This window comes from Aeromonas bivalvium, assembly GCF_046078285.1.
Lineage (GTDB): Bacteria > Pseudomonadota > Gammaproteobacteria > Enterobacterales > Aeromonadaceae > Aeromonas > Aeromonas bivalvium.
Genome location: NZ_JBGXBV010000001.1, coordinates 1,510,810 through 1,534,414, shown reverse-complemented (window position 1 = coordinate 1,534,414; position 23,605 = coordinate 1,510,810). Strand labels below are relative to the sequence as shown.

Below are 23,605 nucleotides of genomic sequence, written 5' to 3'. Positions count from 1 at the left end.
TGCCGTGAGTCCGTTCGTACTCTTTTGCCGCGTGGAGTGAACAGGTAACCCTGTCACTATTTATCACCCGCGGTTCTTCCGCCGGGTGAATGTCTCCGCTCTTCGGAAGGACCGCAAGGTTCAAACGGAGAGATCTTATGTCTATCGAGCTTACCCTGCTGCGCGGTGCCGCGCGCCTGATCGCCTATCGTATTACCCGCATCGAGCAGCGCCGTACCCTGCTCAATCTGTCCCCGGCCCTGCTCAAGGATATCGGGCTGGAAGGGCAGGCGGTGCAGGTCTCCCACCTGCGGGAGCGGGAATATCAGACCGGCTTTCGGCTTGGGACGCGAATAACCTGATGGGTGGGGGTCTGGCCCCCATCCCGGGATTCATTGCTTACACTGGGCGGGCCGCTGGGCCCGCCTTGCCGTTTCTTTTCCCGCAGCAACTTTCTCTCATGACGCTGCTTCGTCGTCCGATAAGTGAAAAAGCGTGCCGTGTCGTGGTGGTCACACCGCCGTGGCACCGCATCGCCAGTGTGATACGCTCGAGTGCCGACACGGCCTGGGAGGGCATGGAGCCTTCCCCGCACTCGCCCCCGGGCGCGTGGTGACCGGGCCTCTCGATTCGGAGCCACAGGATTCCCTTCGGAACAAGGATGTTTATGAAAATTGCCGTCAAACTGTTGCTCGCCTTCGGCTTCGTCAACCTGCTGATCCTGCTCTTTGCCGTGCTAATCTCCCATCAACAGCATCAGATCGCCGACTCCGAGCAGGCACTGATGCGCCAGGCTCTGCCTGCCCTGCAGCGGGACGAGGCGAGCCAGCAGGCCCTGGTGGCCACCGTCTCCTCTCTGCGGGGCTATCTGATCCTGGGGGCGGATCCCGCCCAGGGTGAGCGCCTCAAGCAGGAGTGGCAGCAGGCCTGGCTGCGCATCGAGGGCCAGACCATGGCTCCCCCATTGGCCGAGGCGCTGGCCGCCTTCAAGGCGAGCCAGCAGCGGGTGTGGGATCTGGCCCACACGGATGACAACCTGCCCGCCCATACCCTGATGTTGCAGGAGGCCGGCCCCCTGGCGGAGGCGGCCCTGGATCAGCTGCAATCTTTCACCAACGAGGAGGTGGCGACCGAGGAGATCGGACTCTCTGGGGACAGGCGCCGTCTGCTCAAGCAGGTAGGGGATGCCTACAACGGGCTCTCCAATGCCCTCTCCGCGCTGCGGGATTACCTCATCTCGGGGGAGGATGACTATCGCCAGAAGTATCTCGATTATTACCAGTTCCACCGGCAACGGGTGCAGGAGATAGCGGGACAGGCCGCCCATTTCACCGAGGCGCAGCAGACGCTGTGGGGCCTGTTCGAGGAGATGTCGACCCCCTTCGGCGAGCTGGTCGATCAGGTGATCGCCGCGCGCCGGGCACCGGACTGGAACCGGGCCAACCATCTGATGGCCCATGAGGTGGAGCCCGAGTTGCTGCGCCTGGGCAGCCAGCTGGCGGATCAGGTCCGTCAGACCCATGCCGAGGTGGACGGCATGGGCGAGCAGATGGAGCGCGCCAGTCGCCGCATCCGCACCATGCTGGTCGCCTCCACCCTGGGGGTGCTGCTGCTCAGTACCCTGGTGGCGCTCTGGCTCAGCCGCCATCTGACCGGCGACATCCAGCGGCTCGAGCATCGCGCCAGCCTGGTGGCGTCCGGCCGGCTGCCGGCAGACCCCCTGCCGATGCGGCGCGGGGACGAGCTGGGGCGGTTGACCGGTTCCCTCAACCAGATGTCGGCCCAGCTACGTCAGCTGGTGGCCGACATTCAGGGGGCAGTCGCGCAAGTTGAGGGGGTCAGCGGCGAGGTGAGCGGCACCACTCGCACCCTGGTTTCGGATCTTGCCAGTCAGCACCACCGGGTGGATGAGGTGGCGTCGGCCATCGATCAGATCTCGGTGACCAGCCGGGAGGTGGCCGGCAACATAGCCCAGGCCGCCTGCGCCGCTACGGAGGCAGAGAACCAGAGCCGGGCGGGGGAGCAGGCCCTCGGTCAGATGGTGGGTACCATGCAGGCCATCTCCACCATGATAGGGGAGGCCAATGGCGCCATGGCGCGCCTCAGCGCCCAGAGCGAGCAGGTGGGCCGTGTCACCGAGGTGATCGCCACCATCGCCGAGCAGACCAATCTGCTGGCGCTCAACGCCGCCATCGAAGCGGCGCGGGCCGGGGAACAGGGGCGTGGCTTTGCCGTGGTGGCCGACGAGGTACGCCAGCTGGCCAGCCGCACCAGCCAGTCCACCGCCGAGATCAGCCAGACCATCGCCAGCATACAGCAGCAGACCCGGCAGACGGTGGCGACCGTGAGCACGGGAACCCGGCTGGTGGAGGAGGGGCGCGGCGCGGTGGAGAGCGTCAGCCATACCCTGCAGGGGGCCATCGAACGGGTGCAGGCGCTGAGCGAACAGCTGGGGGCCATTGCCACCGCCACCGAGCAGCAGTCACGCACCGCCCGTGAAGTGGCCGGTGCCGTGGAGGAGATTGCCGGACTCAGTCATCAATCCCGCCACCATGGCCAGCAGGGAGAGGCGATCGTGACGCGCCTGGCCCAGGAGACGGGCCGCCTCAGCCAGGCGATCAGCCGCTTCACCCTGCAGTGAGCGACCCCTGTCGGCGCCAGAAAAACGCCCCGCAACCTTAGGATGCGGGGCGTGTTCATATGGGAATGTTTTCGGGTCAATCCAGCCGGCGAAACGCCTGGTTATCGAAGCTGCTGCTGGTCTCCTGGTTGAGCAGGTTGACCAGCAGGATCGCCCGCTTAGCACCATCCGGCTCCAGGTAGATGGCCTCGAATCCGGCCAGGGGGCCAGATTCGATAAGTACCTTGTCACCCTGGCTCGGCAGGCAAGCATAGCTGGCTCTCGCCTCGTCGCTGTCATCCTTGCTCATCAGCTGGTACACCAGCTGGCTGCAGATGGGGGTCCACTCCCGCCCGAAGTGGATGATGCGGCTGATGCCCCGGGTGGACTTGAGGGTCACCGGGGTCACCTCCTCGAGATCCACAAAGATGAACAGGTAGTTCGGGAACATGGGTTCGCGGACGGGAACGCGCTTGCCACGGCGCAGCTTCTCGACCTCCACCATGGGGTAATAGGATTCAATGCCCTGAGCCGCCAAATGGACTCGGGCACGCGCCTCTTCCTTGGGCTTGCAGTAGGCCAGATACCATTGTTTCATGCTGATTGTTTCTTGTTGTCGTCGTGCTCAGGGCTATGATAGCGGCAGAGACGAAAAAGGCCACGCTGACGTGGCCTTTTTGACATGAGAGCCGCTTACCAGCCCTTGACCAGCCCCTCTTTGAACAGGGCCATGCCTTTTTGATAGACCTCGTCGGTCTGGAACGCCTGCACGAACTGCTTGACCTTCTCGTCATCCTTGTTGTCTTCACGAGAGACGATCAGGTTGACGTAGGGGGACTCCTTGTCTTCGACGAACAGGCCGTTCTCGGTGGGGGTCAGCCCAATCTGGCCGGCGAAGGTGTTGTTGATGATGGCCAGATCCACGTCTTCCAGGGAGCGCGGCAGCTGGGCGGCTTCCAGTTCGACGATCTTGAAGTTGCGCGGGTTGCTGGCGATGTCCAGTACGGTTGCCTCCAGGCCGGCGCCCTCTTTCAGGGTCAGCAGACCCTGCTTCTCCAGCAGGATCAGGGAGCGACCCAGGTTGGTCGGATCATTGGGCACCGCTATCTGGGCGCCATCTTGCAGCTCGCTCAGGGCCTTGATCTTCTTGGAGTAACCGGCAATCGGGTAGACGAAGGTGTTGCCAACCGGCACCAGCTTGAAGCCGCGATCACGGATCTGGGCATCCAGGTAGGGTTTGTGCTGGAAGGCGTTGATGTCGATGCTGCCATCGTTCAGAGCCACGTTGGGGGTGACATAGTCGGAGAAGGTCACCACCTCGACGGTCAGGCCAAACTTGTCCTTGGCAACCTTGGCGGCGGTTTCGACCAGTTCGGTCTCGGGGCCGGCAATGGCGCCAATCTTCAGGGTCTTGCTCTCTTCCTTCTGGCCGCAGCCGACCAGTACCAAGCCAGCCAGCAGAGCCGCCGCGATGGATTTAATGGCTAATTTCATGAAAACCTCCTGTTAGAAATCGACGTTCAGCGATGATCGCATTTGTTGACCAGGCGCTCACCTGCGCTCTGGATGAGTTGAACCAGTACCACCAGAATGGCCACTGTCACCAGCATGACGGTGGGGTCGAAACGCTGGTAGCCGTAACGGATCCCCACGTCCCCCAGGCCGCCCCCTCCGATGGCACCGGCCATGGCGGAGTAGTTGACCAGGGTCACCAGCGTGATGATGACGCTGTTGAGGATGCCGGGCAGGGCCTCTGGCAGCAGCACCTTGGTGATGATTTGCAGCGGCTTGGCACCCATGGCCTTGGCGGCCTCGAGCAGGCCGTCCGGCACCTCCATCAGGGCCCCTTCCACCAGGCGGGCGATGAAGGGGACGGCGCCTATGGTCAGCGGCACTATGGCGGCTATGGTGCCGATACTGGTGCCGACGATGAGTCGGGTCAGCGGTATGATGGCGACCAGCAAAATGATGAAGGGCACGGAGCGACCTATGTTGACCACGACCCCGAGCAGGCGGTTCAGCACCGGATGGGCCAGGATCTGGCCCGGTTTGGTCACATAGAGGGCGACCCCCAGGGGCAGGCCGAGCAGGCAACCGAACAGGGCGGAGGCCGACACCATGATCAGGGTGTCACCCAGCGCCGAGATGAGCAGATTAATCATGGCGTCGGACATAACCCATTACCTCCAGCTGTATGTGGTTGTCGATGAAGAACTGTTGCGTGGCCTCGCACTGGGCCTCGTCGCCGAACACCTCGGCCAGCAGGAAGCCGAACTTGACCCCGCCCGCGTATTCGATGTCCGCCGCCAGTATGCTGACGTCTATGTCGAAACGGCGGCTCGCCTCCGAGATGAGGGGGCTGTCGACGCTGGCGCCGGTGAAGCCGAGCTTGAGCAGCGGATAGCTGTCGGGAACCCGGGTTTGGGTCATCCGGTCCTGATACTCCTGGGGCACGTCCAGGTGGATGGTGGAGTGGATGAAGTCGCGGGCCAGCTGGGTCTTGGCGTTGCTGAAGAACCAGGCCACTTCCCCCTGTTCGATCAGGCGGCCATCGCTGATGATGGCCACTTCGTCACAGATCCCCTTCACCACATCCATCTCGTGGGTGATGAGCAGTATGGTCAGCCCCAGCTTGACGTTGATCTCCTTGAGCAGGGTCAGGATGGAGCGGGTGGTCTGGGGATCCAGGGCCGAGGTGGCCTCGTCGCACAGCAGCACCTTGGGGGCCGGTGCCAGGGCGCGGGCGATGGCGACCCGCTGCTTCTGGCCGCCGGAGAGTTCGGACGGATAGGCATGGGCGCGAGCCTCGAGGCCCACCAGGACCAGCAGCTCCCGCACCCGGGCCTGGATGCGGGCCTTGTCCCATCCCGCCAGCTCCAGGGGGAAGGCGATGTTGGCGGAGACGGTGCGGGAAGAGAGCAGGTTGAAGTGCTGGAAGATCATGCCGATCTGGCGGCGGGCCTGGGTCAGCTCGCCCTCGCCGAGGGCGGTCAGGTCCTGGCCATCCACCACCACCTGGCCGTCGGTGGGTCGTTCGAGCAGGTTGACACAGCGAATGAGGGTGCTCTTGCCGGCGCCGGAGGCACCGATCACACCGAAGATTTTGCCTTGGGGTACATGCAGGCTCACATCACGCAGGGCGTGCACGGCGTCACTGCCTTTACCGTAGACTTTGTTGAGGGCATTCAACTTGATCATGGATTCTTCCGTGCCAAAGCCTTAAAGCACAGGGCGCTACAGGCGGGTAAGTTGGGCAGAGGTTACACTGGGTTTGCTCTGTCATCATGGTTGATGATGCTAAGATGTCTGGATGGCTATGTCAACGAGTGTTTTTACGTCTAGACGTCTAAAAATGCGGATGTTCGGCGCCGAAAACCGGCAATGAAAAAAACCGCTCCGAGGAGCGGTTCTGGTCATCTGATCCGGGGCGGCGCTTCCCCGAGTCTCACTGGGTCTGGCTGTCCTGTGCCTGCGGGTTCTGCTCCTTGAGGAAGCTGATCCAGGGGGTGGCACGGCCGCTGACCTGGCCGTTCTGGGCGGCCTGGGTGAAGGCGGTGAGCGCCTCCTTGGGCCGGTTCTGCTCGAAGTAGGCCACCCCGGTCAGGAACTTGAGATCGGCTCGCTGCAGCGCGCTGGCATTGCCTGCAGGCTTGCCCGCCAGGGCCACCAGATCCTGATAGCGCTTGCTCTGGATCATCATGCGCGCCATCTTGAGCTGCAACTCGGCGTTGGGCGCCTGGCGGTAGGCCGTCATCAGGGTATCGATGGCCGGGTCGAGCTCCTTGGCCTGATGCCAGTAGTTGGCCAGGGTCTTGAGGTTGGCCACGCTGCGCTCCACCTGGCCCTCCTTCATGGCCTTCTCCAGCACGCGGGCGCCGCGGTGGGGAATGCCGGCGAAGGCGAGGTAGTTGGCCAGGCGCAGCAGCTCGGCCTGCTCGGTCAGCATGCCCAGCCGGTAGGCGCTCTCCAGGGCGGCCAGCGCCTTGGGATCGTTGCCCGCCTGCATATACATGGCCGAGAGCTGGGTCCAGTACTTCTTCTTCTCCGGGAACATGCCCACCAGGGTGGTCAGTACCTCGGTCGCCGGTTTGTACTGCTTCAGCTCGTAGTGTGCCCCCATCTTGAGCAGATACCAGGATTCGGGGGCCTTGCCGGCGGAGAGACGAATGGCACTGTCTACCGCCGGGATGGCCTCCCGGTACTGCTTGAGCTGGACATGGGCGTTGGCCAGGGTGATGTAGGCATGGGGAGTGGGCTTGTCCTCCTTGCCGAGGCTGGCGAACCACTCCTTCATGGTGTTGATGGATCCCTTGAAGTTGCCCTCCGCCATGTAGAGCTGGGCCAGGTTGTAGCGCACCTGCTGGGCCACAGGCTGGGGCAGGCCGCCGGTGGCAATGGCGTCGGCGAAATACTTGGTCGCCTTGCCATATTGCTCCTGCTGCGCCGCGACGAAGCCCAGGGTTTGCAGTATCACCCCCTTGTCATAGACCTTCTCCCCGGCCCCCGAGAGGGCATCTTGCAACTTGGCATTGGCCTCGCCGTACTTCTTGGCGGCGATCAGCTCCTGAGCCTTGTTGACCGCGCGGTAGGCGCGGTCGGAGAGGGAGGGTTGTTCGGCGGCCCAACTGGCGGTGCTCATCAACACGGCCAGGGCGACCGGGGCCAATATCCCCTTGTGTAACTTGTTCATCGCCACCTTCCTTAGTTGACCGCGAATTCGATCTCTTGCCGCATGCGACTCGACTGCGGCTTGCCATCGACCATGGCGGGTTTGAATGTCCACTTGGCCACCGTCTTGCGCGCCTCCTTGCCGAGGTCATAGCTGCGGGGCTGCTCTTTGACCACGCGCACGTCGCTGACCGTGCCCCGTTCGGTGACGGTGAACTCCAGCAATACCTTGCCCGAGGCCAGACCCGCGAGGGCGGCCTTGCGCGGCATCATGGGCTCGAAGGTGGCCAGAGGGATGGCGCCATTGTTGCCTCCCATGCCACCGCCGCCACCCCCTGTGCTGTAGGCACCGAGGGCGTTGCCGCCGGCGATGTTGACCGGCAGGTCCAGCTTGGGCATGTCCATGGCCATGGTCTGCATCTGCGGCTTGTCCGGGCTCGACACCTCCATCTCGGGTGGGGGGGGCGGGCGCTTGGGCGGCGGCGGTTTGGGCAGTTCTCTCTGTTTCTCTTGCAGCGTCTCCTCGGGCTTGATGCGGATGAAGTCGACCATGCTGACGTCGTCTTGTTCCAGCAACTCCCGGCGCTCCTGGTTAACCAGCTTGTCCATTCCCCAGAACAGGCCGAATACCACCAGGAAGGCGGCTGCGAAGGATATCAGGTATCTCATTGGTGACCCCTGGCATCAGCCTTCTTTATTGGCGGCGATGGAGATGTTCTGCACCCCGGCCATGCGGATCTGATCCATGACTTCCACCACGATACCGGACCTGGATTCGGTATCGGCCTGGATCACCACGGCGCCTTCCGGGTTCTCGGCACGCAGCCGCTCGATGTTGGCACGCACGGCGCCCACTTCGACCTGGCGCTTGTCGACCCAGACCTGACCGTTCTCACGCACGGCCACCATGATGTTGCCCTTCTTGACCGTCTCGGCGGTGTTGGCGCTGGGGCGGTTGATCTCCACCCCGGCCTCCTTGACGAACGAGGTGGTGACGATGAAGAAGATCAGCATGATGAACACAATGTCCAGCATGGGGGTCATATCGATCGCCGCCTCGTCTGCGCTGCTCGCGCTGTGACGCTTTCTCATAGCAAAAACTCCTTGCTTGTAACGGGTGGCCGGGTCTGGCCCGGCCACCGCATCGTTCCCTGACTCAACCGTGCTTCAGGCTGTCTTCCAGCTTGTCCACCGCCAACCTGCCCTTGTGCTCCAGACGGCTGGCGAAGAACAGGCCGGAGAGGGAGGCCACCATGCCGGCCATGGTCGGAATGGTCGCCTTGGAGATGCCGGAGGCCATGGCCCGCGGCGATCCCGTTCCCGTGATGGCGAGGGTGTCAAACACCTGCACCATGCCAACGACGGTGCCTAGCAGCCCCATCAGTGGACAGAGGGCGATCAGCACCTTGATGATTGGCATCCCCTTGTCCACCGCCAGGGCCACCCGGGAGACCAGCTCGCGCCGGATCTGCCTGGCAGACCAGGATTGATGGTCACGGCGGGCCAGCCAGCTCTGCTGGGTGCCCTTGGCCTGCTGGGGATAGACGGTCAGAAAATAGATCCAGCGCTCGAGCAACAGGGCCCACATCACCAGGGTGAGGAAGAAGATGGCGACCAGCACATCTCCCCCCATCCCCAGAAAGCGCCGGATGGATTCCACTTCCTCAATCAACCAGAACCACATGGAAGACTCCTTACGCTGCGGCTTTGGAGGCGTGCAGGTTTTCCTGATAACGGGCCACGAACCCGGCGCTCTGTTCTTCCAGCACCTGGATCAGGCGACGGCTCTGGGTCTGTACCACTGTGTAGAGGAACAGCATGGGCACGGCGACCACCAGACCCTGCATGGTGGTGACCAGGGCCTCGGAGATGCCGCCGGCCATCAGCTTGGGATCGCCGGTACCGAACAGGGTGATGGCCTGGAAGGTGGCAATCATGCCGACCACGGTACCCAGCAGACCCAGCAGGGGGGCGACCGAGGCGATCAGCTTGATGATGCCCACGCCCTTCTCCAGGGTCGGCACGTTGCGCAGTATCACCTCGTCGAGCTTGGATTCCAGATCCTCTATGTTGTCGCCCTTGTGGCCCTGGTAGGCGGCCAGCATTTCACCCAGGGGATTGCCCTTGATGATGGCGTCGGACTTCATCTGCTTGCGCATGGCGCCGCCGATGAGGGAGAGGCGGGCACCGCAGAACAGGGCGATCAGCACCCCAACGGCCCCCAGGGCCAGGATGACGTAACCGACCACGCCGCCCTGATCGATCCGCTCGGCCAGGGTGGGGGACTGCACCAGCAGGGAGAGGATGACGCCGCGCGACGGATCCACATAGATGGGCTCGAGCCCGGCGCCACCCTGCTCGAAGGGGGCGATGAGGGAGGTCATCTTGCCGTCGGGCTGACGGGAGAGCTCCTCGAACTTGCCGGTCTCGGGGACGAAGTTGAGGTATTTGCCATCGGCGACCGTGTTGAACTCGCCTATCTGGGTGACGGTCTTGTCGGCCTGGCTTCCTTCGCCATAGACGACGGTGGCCGGGATCCGGCTCACCTTGCCTGCGTCTATCATGCGGCTGAGGATGGTGGTCCAGAACGCTTCGAGATCGCCGCTGGAGGGCAGCTCCTTGCTCTCGGCCAGTTTGGTGAGCAGCGGCCCTTGTTCCGGGTATTCGACCCGCAGCGGCGAGGCGTTGAAGATGCCCTTGAACTCGCCGGCGAACTGGCGTACCACCCCGAACATCTCCCCCATGTTGCCGGAACGCTGGCGCAGGGTCTCGGTCAGCTCGGTCAGCTGCTTGTCGTTGGCGTCGAAACTGGCCTTGAGCTCATCGCCCCTGGCGGTTTCGGCGGCGAGATCCGCCTTGGCCTTGGCCAGCAGGTTGGCCTGCTCATTCTTGTCGGCCAGGAAGCGGGCCTCCCGCTCCTTGTTGAGCTGGGATTCGGTCAGGCTGTCGGCCTTGATCTGGCTGAGCAGGGCATTGAGATCCACCGGCTTCTCGGCGGCGGTGACCGGCAGAGTAAACAGGGCGGCGCCCGCTATCAGCGAGGCGATCGTGAGTCTGAGTCCTTTCATGATGCTTTCTCCGCAGTGTGAACCGGCAGCTTGATCAGGGCAGGGGGGGCCTGCTTCTTGGCGATGCGAAGGCCTTGTTCAACCGCACTGCGATACTCCTGGGGCAGGGTGTCCCACTGGCGGGTCTGCTTGTTCCACACCCCTGTCTCCATGCCGTCCGGGGACTGGTAGAGCAGGGCGATGCGACCGACCCGCAGGAATTCATAGGTCTTCTGGGCGCCATCCTTGTCCAGGCTGGCCTTGTAGGCTTCGATGGTGCGGCTGAAGCCCTCTTCTATCTGGTAGGCTTCGAGGATCTTGCGGTACTTCTCCGAGATGGTGACATCGGCCCGGTTCATGAGATCGGTCAGGGCGGCGACCCTGTCTTCGCGCTCCACCTGCTGGAACGGCAGATCCAGCGCCACGAACTGCTCGAGGGCGTCGATCATCTTGAGCATCAGCGGCACCACCTCGGTGCTGGTCTGGTCTATCTGGGCTATCTGGCGCGCCATGGAGGCCAGCTCGCTGCTCTGGGACTCCACCATCTTGCCGACCTGCTCGTTGTAGGTGCGCAGGCTGTCGAGCTGACGCAGGCTCGCCTTGTACTGGGCCAGGGCGGACTCCGCGGTGTCGGCGTAGTTGTCGATCTTCTGCTGGGACACTTTCGAGGCATTGTCGGTGGCGGCCTGGGCGTCTACCGCCTGACCGGCGGTGGCGGCACTCAGGTTGAAGCTGGTCAACAGAGCGGCCGATACCAGGCTGCCCAGGAGCGCTTTCTTCATTGTCATAGTCCTTGTTTTCATAGGATTACCCTATCTCCGTTACTTCCTTGGAATCTTGGGCAAAGCCGGCCCGGGGGCCGGCTTGTGGTCATGTCAGCAAAGGGATCAGAACTTCTGGCTGTAATCGAGGTAGTAGATGCGACCGTCGATGCTGTAGATGTCTTCGTCGTAGGTGAAGCCATCGCTCTCGAGGGAGGGGGTGCGGTTGAACATGTTCTTCACACCGGCCTGCAGCTTGCCGTTCCAGGGGGTATCCACGCCGACGTTCAGGTTCCAGGTGGTGTTGGAGGCGATGTGGCCCACTTCCTCACCCGTGTCGGCGACATAGTCCTGGCTCTGGGAGTCGATGTAGTTCGCACTCAGGTAGGTGTCCATGTTCCACCACTGGGGCACGTTCACGCCGATCCCTGAGTTGAAGCGCAGCTGCGGCTTGCCGTTCTGGCCGATCTTGTCGACCTCGGGGCCGCCGGCATACAGGCCTTCCTTGTACTCCAGGATATAGGTGCTGCCGAAGTCGTAGCGGATGGTGGCGACGTCCAAGTCGTAGTTGTAATCGAGCTTGAAGTCCAGACCGCTGGTGTTCAGATCCCCCAGGTTGACCATGGGAGAGGTGACATTGCGGATCTTGCCGTCGCTGCGACGCTCGACCAGGCTGGAGCCGCCATTGTTCAGCTCGTCATAGATGATGGACTGGGTGGAGTTGAGCTGGATGACGTCCTCGATCTTGATGATGTAGTAGTCCAGGGAGAGGTTCAGGTTGTCGAGGGGGCTGTAGCTGGCACCGAAGTTCCAGGTGTTGGCCGTCTCTTCCTTGAGCTCCTCGTTGGAGGTCCGGGTGGTGTTGTACTGCTGGTTCGGGCAGTCGGCCGCCGAGATGCCGTTGTTCTGGCAGTAGACGTAATCCTTGGCCCAATCCGCGGAGAAGGAGTCTGCCGCGTAGAGATCCTGCAGGCTGGGAGCGCGGAAGGATTGCGACCAGGAGGTGCGGAACATCAGGTTGTCCAGGGGCTGATAGCGCAGGCTCGCCTTGGGCGAGAAGGCGCTGCCAAAGTCGCTGTATTTGTCATAGCGACCGGCGACGCTCAGCTCGACCTCGTCCAGTACCGGGATCAGGGTCTCCAGATAGACGGCGGTGACGTTGCGATCGCCGCCGGAGGAGTTGCCGGACGAGCCTATGATGTTGCCTGCCTCGGACTGGGCGTCATATTTGTCCGTGTAGACCCAGTCGTTGTACTCGGCGCCGGCGTACCAGCTGACCGGGCCTGCGGGCAGCTCGCCCATGTCCCACTGCACCCCGGCGTACCACTGGTAGAAGTCCATGGTGGAGCGGCGGCTGGTGTCGGCGGCCATGGCGGCCGTGGTACCGGCATCAAATTCACCATTGACGAACTTGCCATCGGCCACGGCCTGCTGGGCGGCCGAAGCCAGCACGTATCCGGTGCCGTTCTCCTTGTTGTCGGTCTTGGAGTACATGTAGCCGGCGTTCCAGATGAGATCGCCGACGGCTTCGGTGGGCAGGGTGCCCTCAAAGGCCAGGTTCAGGCTGCCGGTGGTGTCCGTGACCAGGTTGTCACGGGTGCCGACGTTGTTGAAGCGGTAGTAGACGTAGGCGGCTTCCCCCAGGCTCTCGGTGGCGGCGGCATCCAGGCCGTTCTGGTTGTAGAAGTCGGCATTTTTCGGGTTGGCCGCATCCACGGTGAAGAAACCGGCGGCCGGGGCGAAGCGACCGAAACTCTCGACCCGGGAGGCAACGATTTGCGGCACGAAGTCGACGCTGTCGCTGATGTGGTAGCGACCGTTGAGGTAGAGGGTGTCGCGGCTGCGGGAGGCGGTGGTGGCGGCCACCTTGCCGTAGTCATAGTTACAGCCGCCATCGAAATTGGTGAAGGGTTCTTTGCAGGTGCCATTGGCATCGGTCACCCCGGCCAGGGGGCCGTAGCTCCACTGGGCATCGCCATTGCCATCGACGCCGGTGATCCCCTCGACGTTGCGACCGTAGGCGCTCGGTGACTCCTTGCCCTGCTTGCTGAGATAGTCGCGATCCCGGGCGTAGATGATGTCTTTCTTGTCGTGCTCATAGACGGCCATCAGGGAGCCCTTCTCCCCTGTGATACCGGCCATGACGGAGCCGCTCTTCTCGTCTCCGCCCTCTTCGCTCGGGCTGCCGAGGCGACCCTGGAACTGCAACCCTTCGTAGTCCTGCTTCAAGATGACGTTGATCACGCCGCCGATGGCGTCGGAGCCGTAAATGGCGGAGCCGCCGTCCAGGTTGACTTCGACCCGCTCAACGGCGGCCATGGGGATGGTGTTGAGGTTGATGGCGGTGCCACCCATGGTGGGGGAGCCGGCGACCCGCTTGCCGTTGAGCAGCACCAGGGTTCGCTCGGAACCCAGGCCGCGCAGGCCGACTGTGCCCTGGGACTGGAAGGAGCTGCCCGAAGAGGGGGAGACGCCACCGAAGGAGTTGTAGGAGGCTTGCTTGAGGTAGTCGGCCACCGTTTGCTGGCCGGATTGTTCTATCTTGGCCTTGCTGACGGAGACAACCGGAGTGGCGCCTTCGACGTCGACGCGGGAGATGCGTGAGCCAGTGACCTTGATTTTCTGCAGCTGTTCGACTTCCTGTCCCTCTTCTGCATGGGCAGAGGGAGCCGCCACTGCTGCGCTCGCCAACGCGAACGCGATGGCAGCAGAGATCCTGCTTTTCCTAAGCATCGCTTATATCCTTCCTGGTTGTTTATTGTTTGCTTCCTGAACCGCCCTCGTTGGAGCGGTGCGTAAGGCTTATCAAGTTTTGGCGGCGGGCGTCAATTGGCCGCACCAGAGTGGGGGAATGGGGGTTGGCAGGGTCATGATGCCAAATGAAAGACGTTTTCTTGGTGAGATATTCTGATATGCAAATCATCTGGCGGTTAATGTTTTGTTAAATCACCTTCACGCAAATCATTTGCTTAATGCTGAACTTATTACTACCGCCATGGTCTCGCTATTTTTTATCCCATGATTCAAATGGTAAACGATATTTCTATCTATTCTGTGGGGGCGGATGTTCGATAGTCATCTCGTCTGGTCTGATGAGTATGAATAGAGGCCCCTCTATATACCTGAGGTTTGGTTTCATGCTAACACAATGAAAAATATTGCTTTTATGTTGTTTTGTTGCTGGCTATAAACATTGTTTGAGCAAATTTAATATTTTTTTAATGCTGGGTTTTTATTTCGAATTGGGGTTTTCAGAAAAAATAGTTCAGTGAATTACGCTGTGGCGACAGTTTGGGGAAGGAGGGATGGTATGGGCTTCGTTTTACTTGATTTTTGTTGCAGAGGTTTTACAGTGGCCGAGCGGATTGTCTGCCAAATAGTCAGTCAATCCAGCGAGTAATGCCAGGAAGGAGAGGCGAGTCACAGGAAATGACTGGCCACACAATAACAACAAGGACGAGGTTCAACCCACCATGCTGTCGTATTTCTTACGTCGGATGCTTTTGATCATCCCGACGTTTCTCGGTATCACGCTGCTGGTCTTCACCGTTACCCGTTTCGTGCCCGGTGGCCCGGTGGAACGCATGCTGCTGCAGGCGCAGGTCTCCCAAGGCGAGTCCGGACGCTCCAGTGGCAGCAAGGGGGCGCAGGCCCTCTCGGACGAACAGATCGAGGAGCTCAAAGCCTTCTACGGTCTCGACAAGCCCATGCTGATCGCTTACTGGGAGTGGCTGCAGAAGCTGGTGGTGCTGGATCTCGGCGAGTCGACCCGCTACTACGAGCCGGTGTGGGATCTCATCAAGGAGAGATTGCCGGTCACCGCCTTCTTCGGCCTGGCCACCTTCCTGCTCAGCTATCTGGTCTCGATCCCGCTCGGGGTGGCCAAGGCGCTCAAGCACAACAGTCGCTTCGATTCCCTCAGCTCCATGTTCATCTACATGGCCTATGCGCTGCCCGCCTACGTGGTGGGGATCTTCCTCATCACCGTCTTTGCGTTTCACCTGGAGTGGCTGCCCATGGGGGGCTTCCCCGGCGATGACTTCGACTACATGGAGAGCAGCTGGGACAAGATACGTACCCTCTTCGCCCACGCCCTGCTGCCCCTCATCGCCTATGCCATCGGGGATTTCGCCATCCTCACCATGACCATGAAAAACAGCCTGATGGAGAACCTGTCGGCGGATTACGTGCGCACCGCGGTGGCCAAGGGGCTGCCGTTTCGCAAGGCGGTCACCGACCACGCCATGCGCAACAGCCTGATCCCCATCGCCAGCCATCTGGGCAGCGTGCTCACCGTCTTCTTCGGCGGATCCTTTCTCATCGAGACCATCTTCAACATCGACGGCATAGGCCTGCTCGGTTACGAGGCCATCGTCGAGCGGGACTACCCCACCGTCATGGGGATACTGGCCATCACCTCCATGCTGATGCTGGTAGGCAACATCGTCTCCGATATCTGCGTCGCCCTGGTCGATCCCCGCGTCCGGTTTGGAGAGTAATCATGAGTCAGATCTCTATTGCCATGTCGATGCTGATGTCACCCCATATCGTCTCCGATATCTGCGTTGCATCCTCTGTCGATCCCCGCGTACGGTTTGGAGAGTGAGCATGAACCTCAATCCGGTCACATTGAAAAAACTCAAGCGCTTCAAATCGATCAAGCGCGGTTACTACTCCTTCATCATCTTCTCCGCCCTGGTGCTGCTGGCGCTGCTGGCAGAGCTGATTGTCAACAGCCGCGCCCTGATTGTGAGCCACGGGGGCCAGCTCTATTTCCCCACCTATGGTGACGTGATCCCGGGCCAGCAGTTCGGGCTCGACTACCAGTACGAGACCAACTATCGCCAGCTCAAGGCCAGGTTTGCCGAGGAAGGGAAGGGGGACTGGGTCTTGCTGCCCCCCGTGCCCTGGAACCCCTACGAGCAGGATTTCAAGCAAGACAGCTATCCCCCTTATGCCCCCAGCCTGGCCGAGCGCCACTTCCTCGGCACAGATACCAGCGGACGCGACGTGCTGGCGCGCCTCATCTATGGCTTTCGCATCGCCATCGGCTTTGCCTTCATCGTGCTGGTGGCGAGCTATGTCATCGGCGTCAGCATCGGCTGCATGATGGGCTTTCTCGGGGGGCGCTTCGATCTCATCTTGCAGCGCTTCATCGAGATCTGGTCCCAGGTGCCGTTTCTCTACGTCATCATGATCCTGGTGTCCCTGGCCAAGCCCAACTTCGGCCTGTTTGCCTTCATCAATGTGCTGTTTGGCTGGATGGGGATCACCTGGTACATGCGCACTCTCACCTACAAGGAGCGGGCACGGGACTATGTGATGGCGGCGCGGGCCCAGGGGGCCACCACCAAGCGCATCATCTTCAACCACATACTGCCCAATACCCTGGTGATGATAGTGACCCTGGCACCGTTCGCCGTGGTGGGCAATATCTCCACCCTGACGGCGCTGGATTACCTGGGCTTTGGCCTGGCACCGCCCACCCCGAGCTGGGGGGAGCTGCTCTCCCAGGGGATCAACAACCTGGATGCCATCTGGATTGTCAGCTCAGTGGTGGCGGCGGTGAGCCTGGTGCTCATCATGGTCTCCTTCATCGGCGAGGCCATCCGCGAGGCGTTCGATCCGCGCAAGTTCACCCGTTATCAGTGACGGCCGGGGGCCAGGGCCTGGCCTCTAGAACGAAAAGATTGTGTATTTTCCCTTATCAATGAGACCCCAGAGCAGGGGCTAGACTTGGAAGTCAAATATGAACAATAAAATCAAATGGATAGGTGCTGTTTTTCTCGTGGTGAACGGATCCTGGGTCTGGGCAGCCAGCTTGCCTGCGGATCTCAAGTGGGAGACCAATGACACGGATCCCACCTTCGCCTCCCCCCAGGCGCTGCCCGGCGGCACCCTCAACATGTTTGTGGACAGCTTTCCCCTGACGTTCCGCACCGTGGGGCCGGACTCCAATGGCGCGTTTCGCTCCTATATTCTGGATAATCAGCTGAGGCTCATCAGCTTCCATCCCAACACAGGCAACCCCATTCCGTCCCTGGCGACCCACTGGGCCATCGCGCAGGACAACCAGACCGTCTACTTCAAGCTGGATCCCCGTGCCAAGTGGTCGGACGGCAAGCCGGTCACCGCCGATGACTACACCTTCGGCTACGAGATGATGCGCTCCAAACACATCAAGGGTCCCTGGTTCAACAACTACTACACCAATGAGGTGGTGGCGGTGGACAAGATTGATCCCCACACCATCCTGGTCAAGGCGGGCAACCCCAAGGCCAAGCTGGATCTGCTCAACACCACTGAGCTGTGGCCCCAGCCCAGGCACTTCTACCAGCTCGATGCCAACTGGGTGAAGAAGTACAACTGGGCCCTGGTGCCCACCACGGGTCCCTATGTGATGACAGAGGTCAAGAAGGGCAAGTCGGTTACCTTCAGCAAGCAGAAGGAGTGGTGGGCCAGAGACGATCGCTACAACCAGCACAGGTTCAACGTGGATACCATCAAGGTGCAGGTGATCCGGGATCGCAACATCGCGTTTCGCCACTTCCTGAAGGGGGAGTTCGACACCTTCGAGATGCTGCTGCCCAACTGGTGGCATGAGAAGGCCAACACCCAGGAATACAAGCAGGGGCTGGTCAAGAAGGTGATGGCCATGACGGACACCAAGCAGGGGGCCCAGGGGCTGCACCTCAACATCGCCAATCCCAAGCTGGCCGACCTCAATGTCCGCCTCGGCATCCAGCATGCCATCAACATCGACAAGATGATCAAGACGGTGCTCTACGGCGACTACCAGCGCGCCACCACCTTCGACTCAGGCTTTGGCCCCTTTACCGAGGTGGATCTCCCCGGCCGCGGCTATGAGATCAGCAAGGCCCGTGACTACTTCGCCAAGGGAGGCTTTGACCAGGCGGGGCCGGACGGCATCTTGCGCAATGCCAGGGGAGAGCGGCTCAGCCTGGCCATCACCTATGCCACGGCGGAGCACACCAAGCGTCTGACCGTGCTGAAAGAAGAGGCGAAGAAGGCGGGCCTGGATCTGGAGCTCAATCTGGTGGATGGCGCCACCGGCTTCAAGGTGATGCTGGAGAAGAAGCATGAGGCGGCCTGGCTCGGCTGGGGCGGCGGCGGTCTCTATCCCCAATACTGGGAGTTCTTCCACTCGGACAACGCCAACAAGCCCCAGACCAACAACTTCTTCAATGTGGCCGACCAGCAGCTCGATGGGCTGATCGACCGCTATGGCAGCGAGTTCGACATAGAGACGCGGGCCTCCCTCTCCCGCCAGATCCAGCAGCGCATCTATGATCTGGCCATCTTCGTGCCCGGTGCCCAGCTCAACTATGTGCGGGCCAGCGCCTGGCGTTACGTCATGCTGCCCGAGGTGCCCGCCACCAAGAACTCGCCGGATCTGCTCTATTGGCCCATGGACGGTTACCCTTATAGCAGTGGCGGCCTGCTCTGGCTCGATCCCAAGGTGCGGCAGCAGACCGAGCAGGCAAGGGGCGCGGGCGAGAGCCTGCCCTCCCAGGACATGGTCGACAAGACCCATGCACGCAGTTGAGAGGGGCAGCCAGATGGCGATAAGCAAGGCACCCATCCTGGAGGTACGCGACCTCGAGGTGGAGTTCAGTGTCGATGAGGGCCAGATCAAGGTGCTCGACGGGGTCAGCTTCCAGGTGGCACCGGGTCAGACCCTGGGGATCGTCGGCGAATCCGGTTGCGGCAAGAGTGTCACCTCCCTGGCCATCATGGGGCTCCTGCCCCAGCCCCACGGCCGGGTGGTGGCGGGGGCCATCGACTTCCAGGGGGAGGCGCTCCTGGGCTTGAGCCCGGATCAGATGTACAAGGTGCGCGGCAACCGTATCTCCATGATCTTCCAGGAGCCTATGACGGCGCTCAACCCGGTCAAGACCATAGGCGCCCAGCTGGTGGAGGTGTTTGCCCTGCACAGGCCCGAATACAGCAAGCGGGATCGCAAGGAGGCGGCCATCGCCATGCTGCGCAAGGTCGGCATGCCGGAGCCGGAGGCGCGCTTTGACGTCTATCCCCACAATCTCTCCGGTGGCATGCGCCAGCGGGTGATGATCGCCATGGCGCTGGCCTGCGAGCCCGACCTGCTCATCTGCGACGAGCCGACCACGGCGCTGGATGTCACCATTCAGGCCCAGATCCTGGCGTTGATGAAGGAGCTCCAGGCCCAGACCGGCATGGCCATCCTCTTCATCACCCATGATCTCGGTGTGGTGGCCGAGCTGTGCGACGAGGTGGTGGTCATGTATGCGGGGCGCGCGGTGGAGCGGGCCCAGGTGTTTGATCTGTTCGAGCGACCCCATCACCCCTATACCCATGGCCTGATGCGCTCCATCCCCCGGCTCGAAGACGCGCCCAAGACCCTGCTCAACACCATCAAGGGGCAGGTGCCAAGTCTGTCCGAGATGCCGGCGGGCTGCCGCTTCTCCAACCGTTGCCCCCACGCCAGCGCGCGCTGCGTCAGCGAGGTGCCACCGGTGGAGTTGCTGGCCAACCGACATGCGGTGGCCTGCCATCACTGGAAGGAGATCTCTCTATGACGCCACTTCTGCAGATAAAGGGGCTCAAGCAGCACTTCTCCATGGGGGGCGGCCTGCTGCGAAAGAAATACACCGTCTATGCGGTGGATGGCATCAGCTTCGATCTGAAACGGGGGGAGACCCTGGGCCTGGTGGGGGAGTCCGGTTGCGGCAAGTCGACCCTGGGGCGATCCCTGCTCAAGCTGTTCGAGCCGACCGCGGGCCAGATAAGCTTCGAGGGGCGGGATATCACCCAGCTCTCGCCCAAGGAGATGCGATCCCTGCGCCAGGAGATGCAAATCGTGTTTCAGGATCCTGCAGAATCCCTCAACAGCCGCCATACCGTGGGCCAGATCCTGGAGGAGCCCTTCATCATCCACGGCAAGGGCAGTCGCAGTGAGCGCCAGACCTGGGTACGGGAGCTGCTGGGCAAGGTGGGGCTACCGGAGACGGCGGCGGATCGCTTCCCCCACGAGTTCTCCGGGGGCCAGCGCCAGCGCATCGGCATCGCCCGGGCCATCGCCCTCCAGCCCAAGCTGCTGGTGTGTGACGAGGCGGTGTCGGCGCTGGATGTCTCGGTGCAATCCCAGATAGTGAACCTGCTGCTCACCCTGCAGCGGGAGATGGATCTCGCCATCATCTTCATTGCCCACGATCTCTCCGTGGTGAAGCACATCTCGGATCGGGTCGCCGTCATGTACCTGGGGCGCATCGTCGAGATGGCGCCGGCCCAGGAGCTCTATCTCAACCCGCGCCACCCCTATACTCAGGCGCTGATCTCGGCCATTCCGGTGCCGGATCCCCGCAGGCGCAGCCAGCGCATCCTGCTGACCGGCGATGTGCCGTCCCCCATCTCGCCTCCGTCCGGCTGCCACTTTCATCAGCGTTGCCCCTATGCGGTGGATCGTTGCCGCAGCCAGTCACCCCGGCTTGAATCCTGCGGGGGGGCGCATCAGGTGGCCTGCCATTTCCCGCTGCCGCTGCAGGAGGCGCCGACTCAGGATCCTGTGCCACTGGGAAAGGCGATCTGAGTGTCCAGGGCCCGAACAGGAGAGGGGCCGCAGACTCGGCGGATTAAAAAAATGGGGCCCGTGGGCCCCATCTTCATGGTTGGCGTTCAGGTTCGGCCTGAAGAGGCCCGGCGCAACGAGGTGGCGCTGGGTAGGCCAGGGCGGGGCGGCCTGCCGGGTGGCATGGCGGCTGTCGATAAGACAGGGTGTGATTGCTTTGTTGGTTTATTACGACAATATTGCCGCCAGGATCAGGCACCGTAACGGAAGTAGTACTGACGGGTTGACGGGGCATATGCGTCTTTCTCGACACGCTCGTTTTGCTTGCTGGTGGCACCTTTCAGGTGGAACAGCACGGCCAGGTTCTCAAACATGATTCACCTCGTGATTGGGTAGTTGTTCGGTTTTTTGTGACTCGAGTCACAATGTGCATCCTAGCCACAAATGTGATGTGGATCAAATTTCGAGGTAATTAAACAACAAAACTCCTGGAAAAGGTTTTCCCGTGCAATCTGGCTCATGGATACGTTTTCAACCCGGGCGGCGGGCATGGGGGATAAGGTGGGAAGTCGGCATGGCCGGTACCGGCAGGGTAAAGGGGGATGGGGAGACAAAAGATGCCCCGCACTGGGCGGGGCAGGGAGCAGGGGACGATCGGCGCCTTATTTGGCCGGGATCTGCTCGAGCACATGAACCAGCAGTTGCCAGAAACGCTCGACCGCCGGGATATGTACCTTCTCGCCCGGCGCGTGGGCGCCGCGAATGGTGGGACCGAAGGAGACCATGTCCCACTCGGGGTAGGCGCTCTTGAACAGACCGCACTCGAGGCCGGCGTGGATCACCATGACATTGGGCATCTCGCCAAACAGGGTCTGGTAGCTGTTGCGTACCAGAGCCATCACGGGGGAATCCACGTTCGGTGCCCAGCCCGGATAGGCGCCGGTGAATTCGCAGCTGGCGCCGGCCAGGCTGAACAGGGAGCGGGTCATCTGCTCCACGCTCTCGCGGCCGGAATCCTGCAAGGAGCGGATCAGGCACTGGACATAGACCTCGTGCTCGAGTGTCTTGATGACGCCGAGGTTGGTGGAGGTCTCGGTCACGCCCGGGATTGCGTCGCTCATGCGCATCACCCCGTTCGGGCAGGCCATCAGGGCGTCGAGCAGGCGGCGCTGCAGATCGTCGCTCATCAGCTGGGTCGGTGCATCCTGCTCCTGCAGCAACAGGGTCAGGTTCGCCTCGACGGCGGCCAGCTCGCTCTGATAGATGCCGGCATAACGGTCGACCAGCGCCTTGAACTCGTTCACGCTGGCGGTGGGCACCAGCAGGCTGGCGCGGGCCTCGCGGGGGATGGCGTTACGCAGGGTGCCGCCGCTGAGATCGCCAAGGCGCACGCCCAGGGGCTCGGCGGCCTTGAGCAGGCGTACCAGCAGCTTGTTGGCGTTGCCGCGGCCGCGGTGGATGTCCACCCCGGAGTGGCCGCCACGCAGCCCCTTCACCTGCAGCTCAAAGCCGACCCCGTCGGTTGCGGCTACCCGCTCCAGGGGGAAGCGGATGTTGGCATCCACGCCACCGGCGCAGCCCATGTAGACCTCGCCATCCTCCTCTGAGTCGGTGTTGAGCAGGATCTCCCCCTCCAGCCAGCCCGCTTCCAGGCCGAAGGCGCCGGTCATGCCGGTCTCCTCGTCCGTGGTCAGCAGCACTTCCAGCGGGCCGTGCTTGATGGTCTTGTCGGCCAGCACCGCCAGGCAGCCGGCCATGCCCATGCCGTTGTCGGCGCCGAGGGTGGTACCGCGGGCGGTCACCCAGTCACCGTCGATATAGGCGTCGATGGGATCGGTAGTAAAATCATGCGGAGTGTCCGCATTGGCCTGGGGCACCATGTCCATGTGGGCCTGAAGCACCACGCCCTTGCGATTTTCCATCCCCGGCGTGGCCGGTTTCTTGATGATGAGGTTGCCCACGGCATCCTGCTTGACCGCCAGACCCTCTCCCTCTGCCCATGCACGGATCCAGGCGCTCAGCCTGGCTTCATGCTTGGAGGGGTGGGGGATGGCGCAGATCTGTTCGAAGAAGTGCCAAATCAGCTTGGGAGATAGAGAACTCAGTTGTGCCACGTCAGACTCCTTACCAGCACGGGAAATGACCGGGCCCACCAGGGCCTGAGGAAAGAGGATAAAGATAATACAGTCAATTCCACAAAACTGTGAGCGGTCAGCACAAATCATGGCTCAGGCCCGGTTGTGCCAGGCGGCTGCACTGGCTCTCCTGCCGGGAACAGTGATTCATTTTTTGTGACATGAGTCACAAAAAACTTGAATTAGACGGCGAGGCTGGTAAATTAGCCAGCCGTGGTATCCACCACCGTCAGGATGACGATCAGTGCCTCCAGGGAACCGAAGCAAAGCAAGTGCGCCTCCATGGAACCGAGTGTCAGCTTAAGGATTCAAGCCCGCATTAAGGTACGTAACTTGTTAAGCAATCAGGAGTTTATATGTCTGGCAGTAATGCAACCTATTGGTTTACCCCCTCCCTCTACACCCAGGGCTTCAGCTATCCGAATGCCTTCGTCTCTCGCCGTTAAGGCAAGACAGGGTCCAGGCGATTTCATCTGGAGCCAGGTATAGAGAAAACAGCAGGCGCGAGGTCATCCTCCACCTGCTTTTTTTTTTTGCTTATCCATCCCGGCAAGGCCTGCGCTGCGGGCGTCGGCCCTGACGTCATGGGGGCCATGGCGGTGCCGGCTTCTCCCTGCTTGCAGGCAAAAAGGCATACGTTTGCCAATCCCCTCGCGAATAAATGGTGCTATCATAGCCGCCCAATAGCCTGCCCATGCCCCATCGCGTGCGATGGTTCCCCATGGCGAGCCCGTTCCCGTCTCTCTCTGTTGCCTGTGTTCCGGCCCGGTCGCCCCATCCCGAGCGGGCGGCGTGCAAGCCAAATTCGGCGCAGGAGGCATGATGGGGCA

General features: G+C 61.8%; 20 protein-coding genes. 7 read left to right on the top strand and 13 right to left on the bottom strand.

Annotated features, from left to right (window positions below):
- Positions 1–137: 137 nt before the first annotated feature.
- Both ACEUCR_RS06990 and ACEUCR_RS06985 read left to right on the top strand, forming a co-directional pair.
- The gene (locus tag ACEUCR_RS06990) at positions 138–341 is read left to right on the top strand and encodes a DUF1127 domain-containing protein (protein ID WP_041998408.1); all 204 of its coding nucleotides are present in this window, start codon (positions 138–140) and stop codon (positions 339–341) included.
- Between the two features lie 305 nt (positions 342–646).
- The gene (locus ACEUCR_RS06985) at positions 647–2,620 is read left to right on the top strand and encodes a methyl-accepting chemotaxis protein (protein WP_408788964.1); all 1,974 of its coding nucleotides are present in this window, start codon (positions 647–649) and stop codon (positions 2,618–2,620) included.
- 76 nt (positions 2,621–2,696) lie between these two features.
- Here ACEUCR_RS06985 and rfaH read toward each other — a convergent pair whose 3' ends face one another.
- The 11 genes from rfaH to ACEUCR_RS06930 all read right to left on the bottom strand — a co-directional run bounded on the left by rfaH (position 2,697) and on the right by ACEUCR_RS06930 (position 13,808).
- A complete protein-coding gene (gene rfaH / locus ACEUCR_RS06980; protein ID WP_041998412.1) occupies positions 2,697–3,197 on the bottom strand; it encodes a transcription/translation regulatory transformer protein RfaH in 501 nt (166 codons plus the stop codon).
- A gap of 95 nt (positions 3,198–3,292) precedes the next feature.
- Positions 3,293–4,093 carry a methionine ABC transporter substrate-binding lipoprotein MetQ gene (metQ, locus tag ACEUCR_RS06975; RefSeq protein WP_111873461.1) on the bottom strand — a complete coding sequence of 267 codons (801 nt, stop codon included), beginning with the start codon at positions 4,091–4,093 and terminating at the stop codon, positions 3,293–3,295.
- A 26-nt stretch (positions 4,094–4,119) separates the two neighbouring features.
- On the bottom strand, positions 4,120–4,773 hold the full coding sequence (locus ACEUCR_RS06970) for a methionine ABC transporter permease (protein ID WP_041998418.1): 654 nt from the start codon (positions 4,771–4,773) through the stop codon (positions 4,120–4,122).
- Positions 4,754–5,797: a methionine ABC transporter ATP-binding protein MetN gene (metN, locus tag ACEUCR_RS06965; protein ID WP_408759048.1), complete on the bottom strand. Its 1,044-nt coding sequence runs from the start codon at positions 5,795–5,797 to the stop codon at positions 4,754–4,756. Before metN ends, ACEUCR_RS06970 begins: the two co-directional genes overlap by 20 nt.
- Positions 5,798–6,044: 247 nt before the next feature.
- A complete protein-coding gene (locus tag ACEUCR_RS06960; RefSeq protein WP_041998424.1) occupies positions 6,045–7,289 on the bottom strand; it encodes a tetratricopeptide repeat protein in 1,245 nt (414 codons plus the stop codon).
- An 11-nt stretch (positions 7,290–7,300) separates the two neighbouring features.
- Complete coding sequence (locus tag ACEUCR_RS06955) at positions 7,301–7,936, bottom strand: energy transducer TonB (RefSeq protein ID WP_041998426.1); 636 nt, start codon at positions 7,934–7,936, stop codon at positions 7,301–7,303.
- Between the two features lie 15 nt (positions 7,937–7,951).
- Entirely contained in the window at positions 7,952–8,359 is a 408-nt protein-coding gene (locus ACEUCR_RS06950; RefSeq protein WP_041998428.1) for an ExbD/TolR family protein, read from the bottom strand.
- A 64-nt stretch (positions 8,360–8,423) separates the two neighbouring features.
- Complete coding sequence (locus tag ACEUCR_RS06945; protein WP_111873459.1) at positions 8,424–8,951, bottom strand: MotA/TolQ/ExbB proton channel family protein; 528 nt, start codon at positions 8,949–8,951, stop codon at positions 8,424–8,426.
- A 10-nt stretch (positions 8,952–8,961) separates the two neighbouring features.
- Positions 8,962–10,335 carry a MotA/TolQ/ExbB proton channel family protein gene (locus ACEUCR_RS06940; protein WP_041998434.1) on the bottom strand — a complete coding sequence of 458 codons (1,374 nt, stop codon included), beginning with the start codon at positions 10,333–10,335 and terminating at the stop codon, positions 8,962–8,964.
- Entirely contained in the window at positions 10,332–11,096 is a 765-nt protein-coding gene (locus ACEUCR_RS06935) for a DUF3450 domain-containing protein (RefSeq protein WP_041998436.1), read from the bottom strand. Before ACEUCR_RS06935 ends, ACEUCR_RS06940 begins: the two co-directional genes overlap by 4 nt.
- A 105-nt stretch (positions 11,097–11,201) precedes the next feature.
- Positions 11,202–13,808 carry a TonB-dependent receptor plug domain-containing protein gene (locus ACEUCR_RS06930; protein ID WP_392445375.1) on the bottom strand — a complete coding sequence of 869 codons (2,607 nt, stop codon included), beginning with the start codon at positions 13,806–13,808 and terminating at the stop codon, positions 11,202–11,204.
- 740 nt (positions 13,809–14,548) lie between these two features.
- Between ACEUCR_RS06930 and ACEUCR_RS06925 the strand changes: the two genes are divergently transcribed.
- The 5 genes from ACEUCR_RS06925 (at position 14,549) to ACEUCR_RS06905 (ending at position 20,661) form a co-directional block, all read left to right on the top strand.
- Positions 14,549–15,574 carry an ABC transporter permease subunit gene (locus ACEUCR_RS06925; RefSeq protein WP_041998442.1) on the top strand — a complete coding sequence of 342 codons (1,026 nt, stop codon included), beginning with the start codon at positions 14,549–14,551 and terminating at the stop codon, positions 15,572–15,574.
- 109 nt (positions 15,575–15,683) lie between these two features.
- Positions 15,684–16,727, top strand: coding sequence for an ABC transporter permease (locus tag ACEUCR_RS06920; RefSeq protein WP_041998445.1), 1,044 nt, complete (start codon positions 15,684–15,686; stop codon positions 16,725–16,727).
- A 97-nt stretch (positions 16,728–16,824) separates the two neighbouring features.
- Entirely contained in the window at positions 16,825–18,642 is a 1,818-nt protein-coding gene (locus ACEUCR_RS06915; protein ID WP_408788959.1) for an extracellular solute-binding protein, read from the top strand.
- 13 nt (positions 18,643–18,655) lie between these two features.
- A complete protein-coding gene (locus ACEUCR_RS06910) occupies positions 18,656–19,651 on the top strand; it encodes an ABC transporter ATP-binding protein (protein ID WP_162625823.1) in 996 nt (331 codons plus the stop codon).
- Positions 19,648–20,661, top strand: coding sequence for an ABC transporter ATP-binding protein (locus tag ACEUCR_RS06905; RefSeq protein WP_041998453.1), 1,014 nt, complete (start codon positions 19,648–19,650; stop codon positions 20,659–20,661). Before ACEUCR_RS06910 ends, ACEUCR_RS06905 begins: the two co-directional genes overlap by 4 nt.
- Before the next feature lie 230 nt (positions 20,662–20,891).
- On the opposite strand, the gene ACEUCR_RS06900 is transcribed toward ACEUCR_RS06905, so the two are convergent.
- Entirely contained in the window at positions 20,892–21,014 is a 123-nt protein-coding gene (locus ACEUCR_RS06900) for a hypothetical protein (protein ID WP_084205455.1), read from the bottom strand.
- A gap of 288 nt (positions 21,015–21,302) precedes the next feature.
- Positions 21,303–22,754, bottom strand: coding sequence for an aminoacyl-histidine dipeptidase (locus ACEUCR_RS06895; protein ID WP_408772605.1), 1,452 nt, complete (start codon positions 22,752–22,754; stop codon positions 21,303–21,305).
- Between the last annotated feature and the right edge of the window lie 851 nt (positions 22,755–23,605).